At 63.7% G+C, this 18,757-nt stretch carries 15 protein-coding genes; 6 read left to right on the top strand and 9 right to left on the bottom strand.

Translation table 11 applies throughout. The annotated features are described in order from the left end of the window. Positions 1-25: 25 nt before the first annotated feature. Positions 26-412: a lactoylglutathione lyase gene (gloA, locus tag FQ705_RS22600; RefSeq protein WP_144144476.1), complete on the bottom strand. Its 387-nt coding sequence runs from the start codon at positions 410-412 to the stop codon at positions 26-28. Positions 413-619: 207 nt separating this feature from the next. On the opposite strand from gloA, the gene FQ705_RS22595 reads away from it, so the two are divergent. Continuing rightward, positions 620-3,655, top strand: a complete 3,036-nt coding sequence (locus FQ705_RS22595; protein ID WP_144144474.1) for an autotransporter outer membrane beta-barrel domain-containing protein — start codon at positions 620-622, stop codon at positions 3,653-3,655. 5 nt (positions 3,656-3,660) lie between these two features. On the opposite strand, the gene FQ705_RS22590 is transcribed toward FQ705_RS22595, so the two are convergent. Further along, complete coding sequence (locus tag FQ705_RS22590; protein ID WP_144144472.1) at positions 3,661-4,782, bottom strand: porin; 1,122 nt, start codon at positions 4,780-4,782, stop codon at positions 3,661-3,663. Between the two features lie 263 nt (positions 4,783-5,045). On the opposite strand from FQ705_RS22590, the gene FQ705_RS22585 reads away from it, so the two are divergent. Continuing rightward, positions 5,046-5,981 (top strand): DMT family transporter, encoded by a 936-nt coding sequence (locus tag FQ705_RS22585; RefSeq protein ID WP_144144470.1) that lies wholly within the window; start codon positions 5,046-5,048, stop codon positions 5,979-5,981. Here FQ705_RS22585 and rsmA read toward each other — a convergent pair. The 4 genes from rsmA to FQ705_RS22565 all read right to left on the bottom strand — a co-directional run bounded on the left by rsmA (position 5,978) and on the right by FQ705_RS22565 (position 11,761). Further along, positions 5,978-6,808 carry a 16S rRNA (adenine(1518)-N(6)/adenine(1519)-N(6))-dimethyltransferase RsmA gene (gene rsmA, locus FQ705_RS22580; protein WP_144144468.1) on the bottom strand — a complete coding sequence of 277 codons (831 nt, stop codon included), beginning with the start codon at positions 6,806-6,808 and terminating at the stop codon, positions 5,978-5,980. The two genes, FQ705_RS22585 and rsmA, sit on opposite strands and share 4 nt — an antisense overlap. Before the next feature lie 141 nt (positions 6,809-6,949). Then, positions 6,950-7,960: a 4-hydroxythreonine-4-phosphate dehydrogenase PdxA gene (gene pdxA, locus FQ705_RS22575; RefSeq protein ID WP_144144466.1), complete on the bottom strand. Its 1,011-nt coding sequence runs from the start codon at positions 7,958-7,960 to the stop codon at positions 6,950-6,952. Between the two features lie 5 nt (positions 7,961-7,965). Continuing rightward, the gene (locus tag FQ705_RS22570; protein ID WP_144144464.1) at positions 7,966-9,327 is read right to left on the bottom strand and encodes a peptidylprolyl isomerase; all 1,362 of its coding nucleotides are present in this window, start codon (positions 9,325-9,327) and stop codon (positions 7,966-7,968) included. A 67-nt stretch (positions 9,328-9,394) separates the two neighbouring features. Beyond that, positions 9,395-11,761, bottom strand: coding sequence for an LPS-assembly protein LptD (locus FQ705_RS22565; protein WP_144144462.1), 2,367 nt, complete (start codon positions 11,759-11,761; stop codon positions 9,395-9,397). A gap of 221 nt (positions 11,762-11,982) precedes the next feature. On the opposite strand from FQ705_RS22565, the gene FQ705_RS22560 reads away from it, so the two are divergent. Both FQ705_RS22560 and murU read left to right on the top strand, forming a co-directional pair. Further along, complete coding sequence (locus FQ705_RS22560; protein WP_144144460.1) at positions 11,983-13,074, top strand: aminoglycoside phosphotransferase family protein; 1,092 nt, start codon at positions 11,983-11,985, stop codon at positions 13,072-13,074. Between the two features lie 3 nt (positions 13,075-13,077). After that, the gene (gene murU, locus FQ705_RS22555) at positions 13,078-13,797 is read left to right on the top strand and encodes an N-acetylmuramate alpha-1-phosphate uridylyltransferase MurU (RefSeq protein WP_144144458.1); all 720 of its coding nucleotides are present in this window, start codon (positions 13,078-13,080) and stop codon (positions 13,795-13,797) included. Positions 13,798-13,816: 19 nt separating this feature from the next. Here the strand turns inward: murU and FQ705_RS22550 are convergent, their stop codons facing one another. Continuing rightward, positions 13,817-15,700, bottom strand: a complete 1,884-nt coding sequence (locus tag FQ705_RS22550; protein WP_144144456.1) for an ABCB family ABC transporter ATP-binding protein/permease — start codon at positions 15,698-15,700, stop codon at positions 13,817-13,819. A 319-nt stretch (positions 15,701-16,019) separates the two neighbouring features. On the opposite strand from FQ705_RS22550, the gene FQ705_RS22545 reads away from it, so the two are divergent. Beyond that, positions 16,020-16,415, top strand: a complete 396-nt coding sequence (locus FQ705_RS22545) for an acyl-CoA thioesterase (RefSeq protein WP_144144454.1) — start codon at positions 16,020-16,022, stop codon at positions 16,413-16,415. 105 nt (positions 16,416-16,520) lie between these two features. Here the strand turns inward: FQ705_RS22545 and FQ705_RS22540 are convergent, their stop codons facing one another. Further along, positions 16,521-16,850 carry a DUF4148 domain-containing protein gene (locus FQ705_RS22540; RefSeq protein ID WP_144144451.1) on the bottom strand — a complete coding sequence of 110 codons (330 nt, stop codon included), beginning with the start codon at positions 16,848-16,850 and terminating at the stop codon, positions 16,521-16,523. A gap of 200 nt (positions 16,851-17,050) precedes the next feature. Further along, the gene (locus tag FQ705_RS22535) at positions 17,051-17,983 is read right to left on the bottom strand and encodes a LysR substrate-binding domain-containing protein (protein ID WP_144144449.1); all 933 of its coding nucleotides are present in this window, start codon (positions 17,981-17,983) and stop codon (positions 17,051-17,053) included. A gap of 158 nt (positions 17,984-18,141) precedes the next feature. Here FQ705_RS22535 and FQ705_RS22530 point away from each other — a divergent pair, with 158 nt between their 5' ends. Continuing rightward, positions 18,142-18,756: a glutathione S-transferase gene (locus tag FQ705_RS22530; RefSeq protein WP_144144447.1), complete on the top strand. Its 615-nt coding sequence runs from the start codon at positions 18,142-18,144 to the stop codon at positions 18,754-18,756. The last annotated feature ends 1 nt before the right edge of the window (position 18,757 follow it).

The raw sequence follows: 18,757 nt of genomic DNA, 5'->3' as shown, positions 1-18,757 counted from the left end.
CGTTGACCTCGCCCCGCCACTCGTCTTACTTCTTCTTCTGGATGAACTCGATCTTGTAGCCGTCCGGGTCGGTCACGAACGCGATCACGGTGGTGCCGTGTTTCATCGGGCCGGCTTCGCGCACCACGGTGCCGCCTTGTTCCTTGATCTTCGCGCATGCCGCGTAGGCATCGTCGACTTCCACCGCAAGGTGCCCGAAGCCCGTGCCGAGATCGTACGACGGCGTGTCCCAGTTATGCGTCAGTTCGAGAACCGTGCCGTCGCGCTCGTCCGTATAGCCGACAAAAGCCAGCGTGAACTTGCCGTCCGGGTAATCGTCGCGGCGCAGCAATTTCATGCCGAGCATGTCAGTGTAGAAGGCAATCGAACGATCCAGGTCGCCGACTCGAAGCATGGTGTGTAGTAGACGCATCTCGTACTCCTTGTTGCTTGGTAAAGAGAGCGTAAATGTACCCGGAATCACTCGGCGCTGCAGATTGCCGGCGTGGCGGACGTTGACTATTTTCGTCCGAAGATACATTCTTTTCAAACCGTCCCGGCCCATTCACCCAGGAGGCGGCTCAGCAGAGAAAGCACCCCGCAGGAACCGACCAGGCCTGTTCTACTGGAGGACTTCCGTATGCGTCGCGAATGCTCACGGCTCGCGCCCGTTCGTTTGATCGAAGCGCTCTCGTCCGTCATCGGGCTTGCCATTCTGTTGCCGTACGAACCCGCGCTCGCGGCTTGCGACAACAGCGCGCCGGTCAGCGGGCAAAGCGTCAACTGCACTAGCGCAGCGCCCAATCCCACCACCACGGGTGTCGCCGCAGCAACCGGCAGCACGAATGTGACGGTGACGGTGCAGGCGGGCGCCACGCTCGATGTCACGGGCGACAACGTGATCCTCATACGCGACGGTAGCGCGGTCACGAATCTCGGCACCCTGAACGGCGCGGGCGATACCTTCGACGCCATCTCCGCACACGGCTCGACCGGCGGCGCCGGCGGCAACGTGCTGATCAACCGGGGCAGCATCGCAACGAGCGGTGTCGAATCGGAAGGCATGTTCAACAACGCGGCCGGCGTCACCATGCTGAACGACACCGGCGGCGTGATCCGCACGAGCGGTAGCGAATCGGCGGCCATGCATGATTTCCAGAGCCCTGGCGGCGGCACCCTCACCAACAACGGCCTGCTATCGACCACCGGCGACAGTTCGCCCGGCATGGCTGCGCTCACCAACAACGATACGCTCGTCAACAACGGCACGATCACCACGACCGGTGCGGGATCGTATGGCATGCGGGCAAACGGCAACGCGGTCGGCGGGCCCGGCAACAACGTGCTGACCAACCACGGCACGATCGACGTGTCCGGCGCGGACGCGCACGGCATCGTCTCGTCGGATAGCTCACCGGGCCTCGTCACCAATACCGGCTCGGTCACGGCGCGCGGAGCGGACGGCGTCGGCGCGATCTTTTCCGGCAACGTCACGCTGAACAACACGGCGGGCGCGAGCATCGTCAGCCAGCAGGCCAATGCGGTGGTGGCCAATGGCGGCGGCACCTTCAACAACGCAGGCACGATCGCCGGCGCCATCAACGCCGTGGCTTTCGCCAATGCCGGCGCCACCCTCACGAACAGCGGCTCGATCACCGCGGCGGCGAGCCAGGCGATCAGTTCGATCGGGCCGTATGGCATCGTCATCGACAACACCGGGACGATTGCAGGCGGCAACGGCCGCGCGATCTGGACCGACACCGGCAACGACACGTTCAACTGGAACGCGGGTACCGTCACGGGCTTCGTGCGCCTCGGCGATGGCGACGATACCGCCACGCTCACCAACCTCACTGACGCCAATCTCGGCGGCGTGCCGAGCTTCGACGGCGGCACCGGCAGGGACCTGCTGAACTTCGATCACACGACGGCAAGCGGCGTGAGCCGCTTCATCAACTGGGAGACGATCAACCTCGGCAACGGCAGTCAGCTGACGCTCGACACCAACGGCCTCACTCTCGGCGACAGCGGCACATTGACCGGCACGCTCAACGTCGACGCGACCAGCACGCTGTTCGCGGGCGGCCTGGCTGGTGTGGCCACGCTTGCGCCGGCGGTCGCGGGACAGCTCGTCAATGTCAACAACGCGGGGACGTTCGATCTCACCAACGGCGGCGGCAACAACACACAGGCCGTGCTGGTGATCAACGGCAATTACACCGGAAGCAACGCCCGCCTGTTGCTGCAAAGCGTGCTCGGCGGGGACGGCTCGCCGAGCGGCAAGCTGGTGATCGCACAAGGCGTCGGCTCCGGTAGCACGACGCTCGGCGTGACCAACGTCGGCGGCAACGGTGGCGCTACGGTCACGGATGGAATCATGGTCGTGCAAGCCACCAACGGCGCGACGACCACATCGAGCGCGTTCACGTTGCCAAGACCGCTGACGGCCGGCGCTTACACCTACTATCTGTTCAAGGGCGGCGTGAGCACGGGGACGGCGGACAACTGGTATCTGCGTTCGAGCGTAGCGGCGACACCTGCGCCTGCACCGACGCCAGCACCCGCGCCAAGCCCGACACCCACGCCAAGTCCTGCTCCGAGCCCGACGCCGACGCCAACGCCGACGCCCCTGCCACCTCCAGTCTCGGCGGCAGGCCCCATCGCCGCACCAGGCACGCCCGCCCTGCCCGCGCCACCCGCCGCCGGCGCCGCCCCCACCGCGCTCTACCGGATGGAAGTCCCCGTCTACGCCGAAGTCCCCGTGCTCACGCGCGAACTCGGCATCGCGCAGATCGGCACGTTCCATGACCGCCAGGGCGAGCAGTCGCTGCTCACCGAAAGCGGTGCGCTGCCCGCAGCATGGGCGCGCGTGTGGGGCGAACACACGTCGCAGAGCAACGGCGGCGCGGCCAACCCTGACTTCAGCGGCACGATGGGCGGCGTGCAGGTCGGCCACGATATCTATGCAGACCGCAGTGCGAGCGGCCATCGCAATCACTATGGATTTTTCTTCGGCTTCGCCCGCGCGCAGGGCGACGTGAACGGCTTCGCGTTGGGCTTTCCCGATCTGTCGGCCGGGCGGTTGTCGATCAACGCGTACAGCCTGGGCGCCTACTGGACACACATCGGTCCCGGCGGCTGGTACACCGATGCCGTAGCGATGGGCAGCACGCTGACGCTCGATCCTTCTTCGAATCAGGGTATTGGCGCGAGCACGCATGGGCACGCGGTGACGACCTCGCTCGAAGCCGGTTTGCCGATCCCGCTACGCGCCGACCTGAGTCTCGAACCGCAAGCGCAACTGATCTGGCAGCACGCGTCCATCAGCGATTTCAACGACGGCATTTCGGACGTATCGTTTCACGCCGCCAATGGATTGGTCGGCCGGCTCGGCTTGCGTCTGCAGGGCACATTCGAAGGCGCGGGCGCACAGTGGCAGCCGTATTTTCGGGCGAATCTGTGGCGCTATTTCAACGCCACCGACAGCGCGACCTTCGCCGGCAGCACCGTCATTCCAACCGATGTCACGGCGACTGCCGCGCAATTCGGCCTCGGCGTGGTCGCGCATCTGAGTGCGCGCGGCAGCGTGTTCGCCGCGGCGAGTTACACCACGAACGTGAATGGCGAACATCGCAGCACGGTGGAAGGCAATCTCGGCGTTCGCTGGAGCTGGTGACGCGTTCAGAATTGATGCCGCACGCCCGCCATCAAGCCGATCTGCGAACCCTTCTGCGCGAGTCCGATCGTGTTGACGCCCTGCAGTTGCGCGCCGATCAGATCGCCACGGTATAGCGCGTAGTCGCCTTCCAGGTAGATGTCGGTGCGCTGCGAAAGGTTGTAGTCGGCGACCAGTTGATATTGCCAGGCGGAGCCGTCCTGCGCCGCGGCCTTGCCGTCCTGCAACGTGCGCCAGACGTTTGCCGCGAAGTGCCAGCGATTGCCGACCTGTTGCGTGATACCGCCCATGATCATGCGGCGTCGCGCAAAATCCAGGTACTTCAGCGCGGTCAAGGCGGGCGCGGTGAAGGGTCCGTTGGCGAAGCTGGAGAACCCCGCGTCGTTCTGATCGACGATATAACCCGCCGAAAAGCGCGTCAGATTCCACGTGTACGCGCCGCCGAAAGTCCACGTCTTCGAGGCCGCGCCGTTGACCGAATCCTTCGACTCTTCGTACGCGCCGCCAAAACTGAACGGTCCGCCTTCCGGCTTATAGGCGGCGGCCGCGCCGATCTGGCTGCCGTAGGAATTGCCCGCGTTGCCACCGAACGCGTAACCCGCCGCGAAGCTGAAACCGTTATATCTCGCCTGATATTGCACCTGGTTGCTGGTCCAGATGCCGCCGGTCATCGTCACTTCAGGCTGGAAGCTGAAGTCGTACGGGATCCACCAGTTGCTGCCGTAGCCGGCCACCGTCACGCCTTCGATCACGACGTTGTACTGACGCCCGAGGATCACCTGGCCGAAAGAATCCGAGCGTATGCCGACTTGCGCTTCGTTGAAAAACGGCAGCGCGGGATCGCTCTGACCGGTGTTGAGGTAGATGCGGTTTTCGAGTTTGAAGAAGGTCGACCAGCCGCCGCCCAGGTCCTCGGTGCCTTTCAGGCCCCAGCGGCTTTGCGTCATGCCGCCCGCGCCGAGCCCGAGCGACGAATCGCCGGCCGTGTTCGCGTGGGTGAGATAGCGCACGCTCTCGTCGACCACGCCGTACAACGTCACGCTGGATTGCGCCTGCGCCATTTGGCATCCTAACGACGCCAAGGCTGCGGGGATCGCCGTGACGACCCACCTGCTTGCGTTCTTCATACCGTTTCCTCGTACAGGGTCTGCTTGAATCTGCTTGATGCGAACGGGGTATGTCTGCGGGATTAGCCAGACGAAACGCGTGTGGCTGAACCTTAGCGCGAAATTAAGACAGGCAAAAATTAGTCTGACGAGAGTGTTGTTAAGTCCGCAAAATGCTTGCGATCCGTAAGAAGCACGCGTAGGCGATGGGGTCATCGGCAGGAATGACACGCGGGTTTGCTATCGTATGAAGGTCTCATCCCGCCCAACGACTCCAATCATCCATGAGCACCCCTGCCCTGCCCGCGCGCCGCGCCCCGGATAGCTTCGCCATCCTGCTGATGATCGGTCTGTGCGCGATCTGGGGCCTTCAGCAAGTCGCGATCAAGAGCACCAACGCAGCCGTGCCGCCGATCTTCCAGGCGGGCTTGCGATCGGCGATTGCGGCGGTGCTGGTGTGGGGCTGGGCGCGCAGTCGCGGCACGCCGCTCTTTCGCGACGACGGCACGCTCGGCGCCGGCCTGCTCGCGGGCGTGCTGTTCGCGGCTGAATTCGTGTGCATTTTTCTCGGGCTGACGCTGACCAGCGCCTCGCGCATGGCGGTATTCCTGTACACGGCACCGTGCTTCACTGCGCTCGGCCTGCACTGGTTCGTCGACGGCGAACGCATGCGACGCATTCAGTGGGTCGGCATCGTAGTGGCTTTCGCGGGGATGACGCTAGCCTTCGCGGACGGTTTCCTGCACGCCCCCGCCGCGCAAGCTTCGACGATGAAGGGCGTGGCCGGCGACGCACTCGGCGTGCTGGGCGGCATCGCATGGGCAGCGACCACGGTGGTGGTGCGCGGCTCGCGGCTCGCGCACACGAGCGCCAGCAAGACGCTGTTCTATCAACTGACGGTGTCGGCGGTGGTGCTGCTCGCGCTGGCGGTGGGACTCGGCGAAGCGCGGGTGGAAAGCGTCACGCCCGTGGCGGTGATGAGCCTCGCCTATCAGGCGGTGGTGGTCGCGTTCGTGAGCTATCTGGTGTGGTTCTGGCTGCTGACGCGTTATATCGCGTCGCGCCTGTCGGTATTCTCGTTTCTGACGCCGCTGTTCGGCGTGACCTTCGGCGTGCTGTTGCTCGGCGAATCGTTCAGCGTGCGCTTTCTGATGGCCGCTTTGCTGGTGCTGACCGGCATTGCACTGGTCAACGCACCGGCAAAGCGGGTAACAACCTAAGCCTTGCCCGCCACGATCTGCGCGACGCGCACATATTCCGCCACCGACACATCTTCGGCGCGACGCTGCAGGTCGAAGCCGAGCGCCTCGAAGTCCACCAAATCGCGATACGCCGCGAGCGTGTTGCGCAGCATCTTGCGGCGCTGCGAGAACGCCGCCGTCACTACTTCGCCGAGCACGCGCTCGTCGACCGGCGCGAGTTCATGCACCTCGTACGGAATCATCCGCACGATAGCGGAATCGACCTTCGGCGGCGGGTTGAACGATTCGGGCGGCACGTCGAGCTGTTTGTCGATCACGTAGCGGTACTGCAGCATCACCGACAAACGGCTGAACGCCTTGGTGCCGGGCTCCGCCACCATCCGCTCGACCACTTCGTTCTGCAGCATGAAATGCTGATCGATCACGAGATGCGCGAACGAGGTCAGGTGAAACAGCAGCGGGCTGGAAATGTTGTACGGCAGATTGCCGACGATACGTAGCGACGCTTTCTCGCCCGGCGCGGCCAGCGAGCCGAAGTCGAACGCGAGCGCGTCGCCGGCGTGCAGTTCGAGCAACTCGCCGAATTTCGTCTTCAGACGGCCGATCAGATCGCGGTCCAGTTCGACGGCGTGCAAGGGCGACTCCGGCGTCGCCAGACGCTCGATCAGCGGTTCGGTGAGCGCGCCCAGACCCGGGCCGATCTCGACCATACGCTCGCCGCGCTGCGGCCCGATGACATCGACGATCGACTCGATCACGCCCATGTCGACCAGAAAGTTCTGACCGAAACGCTTGCGCGCGATATGACCTTGGTGTCGGCCCTGTTGCTGTCTGCTGGTGGACATCGAAGAAACGCTAAGAAAGAGAACTGCTTAAAGAAAAGAACTGCGCACAAGCCCTGTCGTCTTGCCGCCCTGTCGCCGTTCGCGACCCACTCGCGTGAAGCATGCCGTGCCGGCTGGCTGCCGCGCTACGCCAGATCCGCGTCAGTCCGCGCGGCGGTGCTGCGCCATCGACACCGCCGTCTCGATCGCGGCAATCAGGCTGCCGGAATCGGCGCGGCCGGTGCCGGCAAGATCCAGCGCCGTGCCGTGATCGACCGAGGTGCGGATGATCGGCAAACCGAGCGTGACGTTGATGCCTTCGCCGAAGGTGGCGTACTTCAGCACCGGCAGGCCCTGATCGTGGAACATCGCCAGCACGCAGTCGGCCTGCTCGAGATAACGCGGCTGAAACAGCGTATCCGCCGGATAAGGGCCGCGCGCGTCGATGCCTTGAGCGTTCGCGAGCTTCAGCGCCGGTGTGATGACCTCGATTTCCTCGCGGCCCAGATAACCGTTCTCGCCCGCGTGCGGATTCAAACCCGTCACGAGGATGCGCGGCGCGGGCAAACCGAAGTGGTGCCGCAAGTCGTGATCGATGATACGCAAGGTTTCGAGAATACTCTCGATGGACAGCGCAGCGGAGACGTCCTTGAGCGGCAGATGCGTGGTGGCGAGCGCCACGCGCAGCGGGCGCTTGCCCGTGCCGGCCAGCATCATCACCACACGCGGCGTGTGGGTGCGCTCGGCCAGATATTCGGTGTGGCCGGTGAACGGCACACCGGCGTCGTTGATGGTGCTTTTTTGCAGCGGCGCGGTAACGATCGCGTCGAACGTGCCGGCCGCCGCGCCGTCGATCGCGCTGTCGAGCAGATCGAGCACGTAGCGGCCATTGGCGGCGTCGAGCTTGCCCGCCAGCGACGGCGCGCCGAGCGCATGATGCTGCACACCCACCCGCTTGCCGTCGGCCAGCAGCGCGGCCCAATCGACCCCGACCGCCTGCGCCCGTTCGGCGAGCAGAGCGGAGTCGCCCAGCACAGTGAACTGCGCCTGCGGCCAATGCACCGCCGCGCCGGCCAGCGCCTGCACCGTCAGTTCCGGACCGACGCCGGCGGGCTCGCCGGTCGTGATCGCGATCTGCAGCGGCGGGCGGGCGGACTGGGCGGCGTGGGTCATGATGCTTATTGCGCGCTCGTCAGCGTGGGCTTGACTTCCACGTAGGCGGTGTCGCGCAGTTCGCGCAGCCAGTCGGCGTAAGCCTGCTCCGCCTTGCGTTGACCGATGGCCTGGCGGGCCAGGTCCATCTGCTGCGAAACCGAGCCTTCCGATTCGCGGCGGCCGAGCACCTGGATCAGGTGATAGCCGTACTCGCTGCGGACCGGGTCGCTGATCTGGCCGTCCTGCAGATTGTTCATCGCGCGCTCGAATTCCGGCACCGTTTCGCCCGGGCTGATCCAGCCGAGGTCGCCGCCTTGCGAGGCCGAGCCGTCCTGCGAATACGTGTGAGCGAACTTCTCGAAGTCACCGTCCGAATGGATCTGGCTCTTGATCTCAAGTAGCTTCTGACGTGCTTGCGGTTCCGACATGCCGTCGCCGACGCGCAGCAGAATGTGACGCACGTGGGTTTGCACGAGCTTCGGTGCATCCGAGCTGGCGCCTTGGCCGGCGCGGCGATCCACCAGGCGAACGACTTCAAAGCCGTCGTTGGTACGCACCAGGTCCGGACTGATTTCGCCCGGGCGCAGCGTTGACGCTGCCTTTACGAATTCCGGCGACAGCTTGGACTGCGACTGAAACCCAAGGTCGCCGCCTTTCGACGCGTCAGGTGCCTGCGAATTGGCTTTTGCGAGCTTCTCGAAGTTGGCGCCTCCCTTGGCCTGGTCGAGCAGCGACTGGGCCTTTTTCTGAGCCGCTTCGATGTCGGTCTCCGACGCATTCAGCGGTGCCTTCAGGAAGATGTGCTCCATATGCAGGTCGCTCATCTGGCCGGCGTTCGGGCCGCGCTGGCTGGCGATGTAGTTCGCGACTTCCGCGTCCGACACCGTGACCTTGCTGTCCACTTCCTTTTCACGCAGACGCGAGAGCGTCAGTTCGGTACGCGCGTCGCCCGTGAACGTGGTCCAGGGCACGCCCTGTGCCTCGATCCGCGCGCGGTACATCTCGAGCGACATATTGTTGGCCTTCGCGAGCCGCTCGAGGGTTTTCTGCACCTGAGCGTCGTCGATGTTGATGCCGTCTTCCTTCGCCTTCTGCAACTGGATGCGCTCCAGCACCATCTGGTTGAGCACCTGCTGGCGCAACTGGTCCATCGGCGGGACCGGCGCGTTTTGCTGGTTCAGCCGGCGCGTGATCAGGCCCATGCGCTCGTCGAGTTCGCGCCGCGTGATGACACCGTTGTTAACCACCGCGGCGATGGTGTCGACCGTCTGGCCGTTGTTGCTGCTCAGTGCCTGCGCCTGAACCGGCGCTACCGACAGGAAGGACGCTGCGGCGGCAAGACCGGCCGCAAGCGTTGCCAAGCGAAGCTTTTTCATGATTGCCACAGATACTCCAATGATGTCGGGCGCGCCTGGCCCGTCTTTTCGCATTTGATGAATGATCGTGTCCGCGTCATTCGTAGTTCGTGAAACGCGCTTCCGGTGCCGGCGGCGGCGGCAACGGCGTGTAGCCCGACACACCCGCGCGGAACGCGGCAATCAGCCCGTTGTCGACGCTCGACAAACCCTTGAATGTCAGCTGCGCGAGGAACCGCGTGCTCGACTGGGTTTCCCCCGAGGTGTTCAGGCCGTTCGCATAGCGCTGGATCCCGGCGCCCAGCGTCCAGCAGTCCGCGTCGTATTGCAGACCGACCAGCCCGTCGACGATCCGGTGACCGCCCAGGTCGTAGTTCAGCCGGGCGACACTGTACACCCGGTGCGTCAACGGCCACTGGCCGGAGATCAGCACCTGATTGATCGGCTGAAAGTCCAGCGTGGTGTTCGCGCGCGTGTAGCGGTACGCGACATTGATCACCTTGCCGCTTTCGGGACTGAAGCCGAAGCCGACGCTGGTTTTCGTCAGTTGATCGTTGTCGGCATTATATTGGAACGCCGTTTCCGAGGAAAAACCGGCGCCGAGCTTCAGCGCCGCACCCAGAATCAGGTCCGAGTGGGTAGCCTGCGTGCTGGTTTGCGTCGGCAACAACGTGACGCGCTGGTCCTGGAAGTAGTACTGCTGCGCGATCACGAAACGCGCGCGTTCGTCGCCCGTGGCCGGGTTGATGAAGCGCGTGGTGAGGGCGGCGGTCAGACGGTTCGCGTCGGCGATCCGGTCGTTACCGACGAACGTGTTCGGCGAGAAAATCTCGGCCAGCCCGAAATCGGAGTCGGCCGTGTCGAACAGCGGCGCGAACGCCTGATTGCGGTACGGCGTGTACACGTAGTACAGGCGCGGCTCGAGCGTCTGGATATAGTCTTCGCCGAAGATCCGCACCGAACGGTCGAACACCAGCCCGGTATCGAAGGTGAACGTCGGAATCGATTCGGTGAAGTTTTTCGGCGTGCCGGCCGCCGCCGTGCTGCTGATGTTGTTCAGGTCGTACTGCGCGAAGTGCCACTGCACCTTCGGCGTGATGAAGTAACCCGGTCCGACCACGGAATACGACAGGTACGGATTGAACATCACCCGTTGACCCTGCGTGGTATCCGCGGTGGTGATGCGGAAATTCGAGTAGTCGGCTTCCGCGCCGAAGTCGAAACCGCCGACGTTGTACTTCGCGTACTTCACGTTCAACTGCGGCTCGCGGCCATACGGCGCGGTGGACGGCGCCAGCGTCTGCCAGTGCTGTTCGCGCGCGAGCACCGACCATGGGCCGTTGCTATAGGTCAACCCGGCTTCCTGCTGATACAGGAGCTGGGTGCCGTTCATGAACTGACTGACCGACGACGACAGATCTTCCGGATACGTGTTGTCCGAGACCTTGTTGTAGTAGACGTAACCGCCGAACCCGTCGCCGAAGTTCTGGTTGTGCTGGATGTACAGCGCGTAGCGGTTGGTATGCGTCAGGTGGTCGTCGGGCAGGAACTCGCCGGTGATCGAGCCGGAATACGTGGGCGACAGATACCGGAAAGTGGACTGCAACTGCACGCCGCGCTTGGAGATCAGCCGTGGCGTCACGGTCAGATCGCGATTCGGCGCGATGTTGAAGTAGTACGGCACCGACAGTTCGAAGCCGTTCGACGAACCCAGCGAGAACGTGGGCGGCAACAGGCCGCTGCGCCGCTCACCGGACAACGGGAACGACAGCCAGGGCGAAGCGAATACCGGCAGCCCCTGGAAAAACAGCACGCCGTTATACGCCACGCCTTCGTCGGCGCCGGTGTCGAAATCGAACTCGCTGCCTTTGATGTACCACGCCGGGTCGTCGGCGCACGCGCAGGCCGTGTAGGTGCCCTTCGTGAAGACCGAGCGCTCGTTGTCGAGCAGGTCGACCCGCTCCGCGCTGCCCGAGCCGCCCGTCATGGTGAAGTGGTACTTCGGCGCGGTCATGAAGCCTTCGCTCGAATCCACCCGCATGTGCGCTTCCGGGCCGGCGAACGTAGCGCCGCTATTGTTCACGTGGACCGAGCCGTAGGCGTCGGCCATGTCCGTGTCCTGATCGTAGTGCAGCGCGTCGGCCTTGATGACGACCGTACCGCGACGCACCTCGGCCGAGCCCTTGGCGGCCATGTCCTGGTCGCTGGTGCCGGTGGTGGTGTCGCCCAGCACGAAGGTGGCAGGCTTCTGACCGGGCTGCAGCGGATGCTCTTCGAGCTGCGGGGCGAGTTGCATACCCCACGGTGCGTCGATCGGTTGCGGCTGCGCGGCTTCCCCGACCAGCTGGGCGTGTGCAAGCGCGGGCATCAGGCCCGGAGCGGCGATCAACGCCGCGACGAGCCGCCTTTTGCGCGGCGCGATGGCACAAGAGGGCGTCGTTTGGGAAAGCTTTCTAGGCGGCATGTATCGTTTGGCGAATCGGCCCGTCCGTCAGCTTCTGCAGTCACGATCCACCGCCTGCACATCCCGACCGTGACTGTCGGCTGCACACAATATTTACAATCTGTCGAACGTGAGGCGGGCGGTGAAACGGAATACGCGAAAAGCCGGCGTGAGTCGCGTCAAAAAAGTCGTGGGGTATTATATGGCAAGACGTTGCCCCCAAGAATTTGCCGCCGGTTTTCATGACGCTGCCCTCCTCCCCAGACTCCACCCGACCCTCCGCCGACCGCCGCCTCGAACTGCTCGAGGCCTGGCTGCAAGGCCATGCGGCGCGCTATGCGCTCGATCTCGCCACGCTCGCACCGGCTTCGTCCGACGCCAGTTTTCGTCGCTATTTCCGGCTCGCCGGTAAGGCGCCGGAAGGCGAAAACCTCGGCAACCTGATCGCCGTCGATGCCCCGCCGCCCGAAAAGTGCCGAGAATTCGTCCAGGTAGCCGGCTTGCTCGACGCCGCCGGCGTGCATGTGCCGCGCGTGCTCGAGGTCGACTTCGAAGCCGGCTTCATGCTCGTCACCGATCTGGGCACCGATTCCTACCTCGGCGCATTGAGCGCCGCGCAGAATGCGGGCGACTCGCGCACCTGCCGCACGCTCATGCGCGACGCGCTCGACGCGCTGATCCGCTGGCAACTCACCTCGCGCGAAGACGTGCTGCCGCCGTTCGACGAAGCCTTCCTGCGTCGCGAGATGGAGTTGCTGCCGGAGTGGTTCATCGGCCGCCATCTGGGCCGCGAGATCGACGAAAGCACCCGCGCGCTGCTGGACCGCACCTTCGCGCTGCTGATCGCGAGCGCCCGGGCGCAGCCGCAAGTCTTCATGCTGCGCGATTTCATGCCGCGCAACCTGATGGTCGCCAGCGCGCCGAATCCGGTGAATCCCGGCGTGCTCGACTTCCAGGACGCCGTGTACGGCCCGATCACGTACGACGTCGCCTCGTTGCTGCGCGACGCATTCCTCAGCTGGGACGAAGAGTTCGAACTGGACTGCTTCGTGTACTACTGGGAACGGGCGAAAAAGGCCGGGCTGCCGGTTGATCCCGATTTCGGCGAGTTCTACCGTCAGCTCGAATGGATGGGTCTGCAACGGCACATCAAGGTGCTCGGCCTGTTCTGCCGGATCAACTATCGCGACAGCAAACCGCATTACATGCAGGATCTGCCGCGTTTCATCGGCTATGCGCGCAAGGTGGCCGAACGTTACGCGCCGCTGCGTGGGTTCGCCAGACTGCTCGACGAGCTCGAAGGCCGCGCGAACGAAATCGGCTACACCTTCTGACCGATGACGATGTCCTCGAAGAAAGCGATGATTTTCGCCGCCGGGCGCGGCGATCGCATGCGTCCGTTGACGGACACGTGCCCGAAGCCTTTGCTCGAAGCCGGTGGCAAACCGCTGATCGTCTCGCAGATCGAACGACTCGCGCAAGCGGGCTTTCGCACCATCGTGATCAATCACGCGTGGCTTGGCGAGCAGATCGAAACCACGCTCGGCAACGGCTCGCGCTGGCAGGTCGAGTTGCGTTACTCGGCCGAACACGAAGCGCTGGAGACGGCGGGCGGCATCGTGCAGGCGCTGCCGCTGCTCGAAGACGAAGGTGAGAGCGCAGTATTCGTCGCGGTCGCCGGCGATGTGTACGCCGATTTCGATTACGCCGCGCTCGCTGCCCCGGCTGAAAAGCTGCAAGCCTCACCGGAGCCCGGCATGCATCTGGTGATGGTGCCGAACCCAGCGTTTCATCCGAACGGCGACTTTGGGCTGATCGACGGCGTGCTCTCGCTCGATGCTCAACCGCGTCTGACGTTCGGCAGCATCGGCCTTTACGACACGCGCATGTTCCGCGATCTGCCGCGCGGCACGCGGCGCGCGCTCAGCCCGTACTATCGCGAGACGATTGCTCGCGGTCTTGCGACCGGCGAGTTGTATGAAGGTTTGTGGGAGAACGTCGGCACGCCCGCGCAACTCGAAACGCTCGACCGGCATTTGAAGAGCAACGCGCGCTAACGCGCTGCATCATCTCGGCTTAACGCTCCCCCACGCTCGCCGTATCCGCCGATTCCGGCGCCTCGGCCGCGCGCTGCTGCTGCAACGCCCACATCTGCGCGAACAGACCGTTCGCGCGCAGCAACTCTGCATGCGTGCCGCGTTCGACGATGCGCCCTTTATCCATCACGATGATCTGCTGCGCGTGCACCACCGTCGAAAGCCGGTGCGCGATGATCAGCGTCGTGCGCTCGCGGGCGATCTGATCGAGTTCGTGCTGAATCGCCCGCTCGGAGCGCGAATCGAGCGCAGAGGTGGCTTCGTCGAACAACAAAATCGGCGGATTTTTGAGGATGGTCCGCGCAATCGCCACGCGTTGCTTTTCGCCACCGGACAATTTCAGACCACGTTCGCCGACCGCCGTCTCATAGCCCTTCGGCAAGCCTTCGATGAACTCGTGAATATGCGCCGCGCGCGCCGCCGCGATCACGTCGTCGCGGGTGGCCGTCGGCCGGCCGTAGGCGATGTTGTAGTAGATCGAATCGTTGAACAACACCGTATCCTGCGGCACGATGCCGATCGACGCACGCAGCGAATCCTGCGTGACGTCGCGAATATCCTGGCCGTCGATGGTAATCGCACCGCCCGTCGCGCGGTCCAGATCGTAGAAGCGGAACATCAGCCGTGCGAGCGTCGATTTGCCCGAGCCGCTATGGCCAACCACCGCCGTCGTGGTGCCCGCCGGAATCGTGAAGCTCACGTCGTGCAGAATCTGCCGCGCCGGTTCATAGGCGAAATTCACGTGCTCGAAGCGCACTTGCGCGCCACTCACCTGCAAGGCCGCCGCGTCCTCCAGATCGGGCACTTCCTGCGCGGCGCCGAGCAGCGTGAACATGCGGTCCATGTCGGTGAGACTCTGCTTCAGCTCGCGATACACCACGCCGAGAAAATTCAGTGGAATATAAAGCTGCAACATGAAGGTGTTGATCAACACCAGATCGCCGAGCGTGAGGCGCCCGGCCATCACACCTTGCGTGGCGCGCCACAGAATGAATACGAGCCCCGTGCCGATGATCGCCTGCTGACCGAAGTTCAGCGCCGACAATGAACGCTGCGACTTGATCGCCGCCGTGCGGTAGCGCTTGAGGTTTTCATCGTAGCGATGCGCTTCCCACTCTTCGTTGCCGAAGTACTTCACCGTCTCGTAGTTGAGCAGCGAATCGATCGCGCGCGAATTGGCCTTCGAATCGAGGTCGTTCATCGTGCGACGAAAATGCGTGCGCCACTCGGTCACTTTCACCGTGAAGACGATGTACACCGCGAGTGCGATGAACGTGACGATCGCGTAATACGCCTCGTATTTGACGATGAAAAAGCCGAGCACGAGGCCGACTTCGACGAGCGTCGGCAGAATGCTGTAGAGCGAATACGAAATCAGTTGCGTGATGCCGCGCGTGCCGCGTTCGATATCGCGCGACATGCCGCCCGTCTGCCGATCCAGGTGAAAACGCAACGACAGCGCGTGCAGATGGCGAAACACTTTCAGCGCCAGTTGACGCACCGCGCTTTCGGTCACTTTCGCAAACAGGATCTCGCGCAACTCGGTGAATAGCGACGTCGACAATCGCACCACCGCATACGCCACCACCAGCAAACCGACGCCGCCCAGCAACACGATACCCGGCGCGTCGTGCGCGCGGCCAAGCGCGGTGAGATGGCGCACCGACGCGAGGCCGTCGACGATCCGTTTCATCACGATCGGCACGCCGAGATTGGCGACTTTGGCGCCGATCAGGCAAGTCAGCGCGAATCCCACCCGCCACTTATAAGTGCCGAGGTAAGGCAGCAGCGACAGGATCGTCTGCCAGTCGTTGCGCGGCTGGGTGGAAATCGGCGAGGGCTCGGAGGAAGGCGTGCGGCGCATGGAGAGTCTGCTTGGGGAAGATGGAAGCGACGGAGTTCGCAGCAGTGCGCCGATTGCGGCATGCCGGTCCGGCACACTGCATTTTGTCGCGCAAATCCGGCTGGGCGCTTTCCCGTACAATTCCTGATCTTTCTATTGTCGCAGAAGCCGGCTGGTGCCGCTTTTCACGGGCTGTCCGGCCACGAGTTGCGAATCGGCCAGTAGCGCGGCCGTACGGTTGGTGTGTGCAACCGGGTGAGCGCTGACTGGACGCGTTGTCGTGAATCGCTGCCTGGCGGTCGAGTCGACCGAGCCAAACCGTTTCTCAAAGGTGCCCCGAATGTCCGATCTCCTACAACTCCCGCAAAAGCATTGCGCGCTGCGCGTCGTGCCGCAACCGTCGGACGCGAACGTTCACGGCGACGTGTTCGGCGGCTGGATCATGGCGCAAGTGGACATTGCCGGCTCGATTCCGGCAAGCCGCCGTGCCAATGGGCGCGTGGCGACCATTGCGGTGAATTCGTTCGTCTTCAAGCAGCCGGTGTTCGTCGGCGATCTGCTGAGCTTTTACGCGGACATCGTCAAGACGGGTAACACGTCGGTCACGGTTTCGGTGGTGGTCTACGCGCAGCGCATGAGCCTGACCGAAGATCTCGTAAAGGTGACCGAAGCCACCCTCACCTACGTCGCCACCGATAGCGACCGCCGCCCGCGCGCGCTGCCCGTGCTGGACTGAACGGCTCGCCGCGGTCTGCGGTAAACGAAAAAAACGAGGCGCCTGGGCGCCTCGTTTTCGTTCAGCGCTACGCTCTTCGCGCGATACGCCGCCTCGGACCCGGCGTCACTGACCGCCAGAACCGCCCGCCGCCTTCTTCTCCGCATTCTGAATGTCGGTCGGATAGTTCGGATCATTACGCGACGGGTTGTAGCCGTTGCTTTCCAGCTTCTTCAACTCGGCGTTTTTCTTCGCCCGTGCCTGTTTGCGCGCGGCCTTGCGTTGGGCCTTGGTCGTTGCCGCCGGTGTCGAAGCGACCATGGGCTTGACCGCGCCCGAATCGGTGCCTGCCGCAGCAGCGTCGCTGCTTTGCGCGAACGCCGGCGCGGCTGCCGCCACGCTCAGGACAACCGATGCCAGCAGGACAGCCAGTTTTTTTGCAGGTGTAGACGTCATTGTTCTCTCTCCAATCGTATTGTCGAAAAAGTCTTCGGCCCAACGTCCGTGACCGCCTACAACCACGAAAACAACCAGCGAACGGACGCTACGCCACGTGCATTGATGCTTCAGAGTTCCCAGCTCAGTCTGAGATGAGAACCCCGAATATATACGAGCGCCACAGAATCTGGGCTGGCGGCGCAGACGCCGGCACCGCGCTAAACCGCGTGAACCGATACCGCCGACGAATGACCGCTGCGTAAATAGGCATCGACCTGCCCTCCGATCCACTGAGTGAAATGCGCCTGCCGCGCATTGAGCGTTTCGCGCTGCTGCCACACCAGCCAGTAGGGATAGGGATACGGCACGCAAACCTCGCTGATCTGCACGAGTTCGCCGCGCGCCATTGCATGAGCGACCAGGCTGCGCCGTTCGAGCGCGATGCCCTGACCCAGCAACACGGTGCTGATCACGATGTTCGAATCGTTCGCGCTGAGCACGACGGAGCCGGCGGCCGGCACCGCGACCCGCGCCGCCTGGCACCATTCGGCCCACTGGGTATCCGGGCTCGATATCAGCGGACAGCCGACGATGTCCTCGGCGCTGACGGGCAAGCGGCCATTCGGCGCCAGCGCGAAATGCGGCGCGGCGACCACGATCATCTCGTCGTCGAATAATTTTTGTTGCGCGAGCTCGGGCCAATGGCCCTGCCCCATGCGGATGCCGACATCGCAGCCGCCCTGGCGGAAGTCTTCGATTTGCAGACTCGTCAGCAGACGCACTCGATAATAGGGATGCGCCTCGCGAAAGCTGGCAAGACGCGGCACGAGCCAGTGCTGCGCGAACGACGGCAAAGTCGCGATCACCAGTTCGCTTTCCTGCGGTCGTGCCTGGGCGCGGCGTGTTGCCTGAGTGATGTCGCGCAACGCGATGCGGATGTCGAGCGCGTAAAGGCGTCCCTCTTCGGTGAGCCGCAGTCCGCGCGCCTCACGCACGAACAGCGCGACGCCCATGGTGTCTTCCAGCACCTTGATTTGCTGACTCACCGCCGAATGCGTCACGTGCAATTCGCGCGCCGCATGAGTCACGCCGCCCAGCCGGGCGACGGCCTCGAAGCAGCGCAATGCGGTCAAAGGCGGGATGGCTTTCATGTTAGAAATTCTGACGTAAACCGTCGAATAATGTCGCTTTTTTTGATTGATGGAGATGCTTAACCTATCCCTCTCATGCGCGACGAGTTTGACCAGCCACGGAACCGCAGCTTGCCGCGGTCCAATCGCGTACTGAAAGAACTTCTAACGGAAACGAAATGAAACTGATCGGAATGCTCGATTCGCCGTACGTGCGCCGGGTCGCTATCTGTCTGAAATTATTGAAGCTGGAGTTCGAGCACCAGCCGATTTCGGTGTTCAGCACCTACGACGAGTTCGCGAAGATCAATCCCGTCGTCAAGGCGCCGACGTTGATCGCTGACAACGGCCAGACCGTGATGGATTCGACGGTGATCCTGCAGTACCTCGCCACACTCGCCGGGCCGCAGCAAAGGCTCTTTCCAACACATCCCGACGGCGCCTTGCGCGCCGCCCGGCTCACGGGTCTTGCGCTCGCCGCCTGTGAGAAGACCGTGCAGATCGTTTATGAACGCAACCTGCGCCCGGCTGAAAAGCAGCATGAGCCTTGGGTCGAGCGCGTGAGCGCGCAGCTGTTCGCCGCCTACGCCGAACTCGAACGCGAAGTCGCGGCCGCCGCGCTGCCGCTCGAGGCGAATCAGTTCGATGCGGCCGACGTCACCGTGGCCGTCGCCTGGCACTTCACGCAGATGATGTTGCCGGGCACCGTCGGAAAAACGGCGCACCCGCATTTGCAGGCGTTTTCGGCGCTGGCCGAAGACCTGCCGGTTTTTCTGAGCACGCCGGCGCAGTAAA

The organism is Paraburkholderia sp. BCC1884, assembly GCF_900996225.1.
Lineage (GTDB): Bacteria > Pseudomonadota > Gammaproteobacteria > Burkholderiales > Burkholderiaceae > Paraburkholderia.
This window is presented reverse-complemented; position numbering and strand designations above follow the sequence as displayed.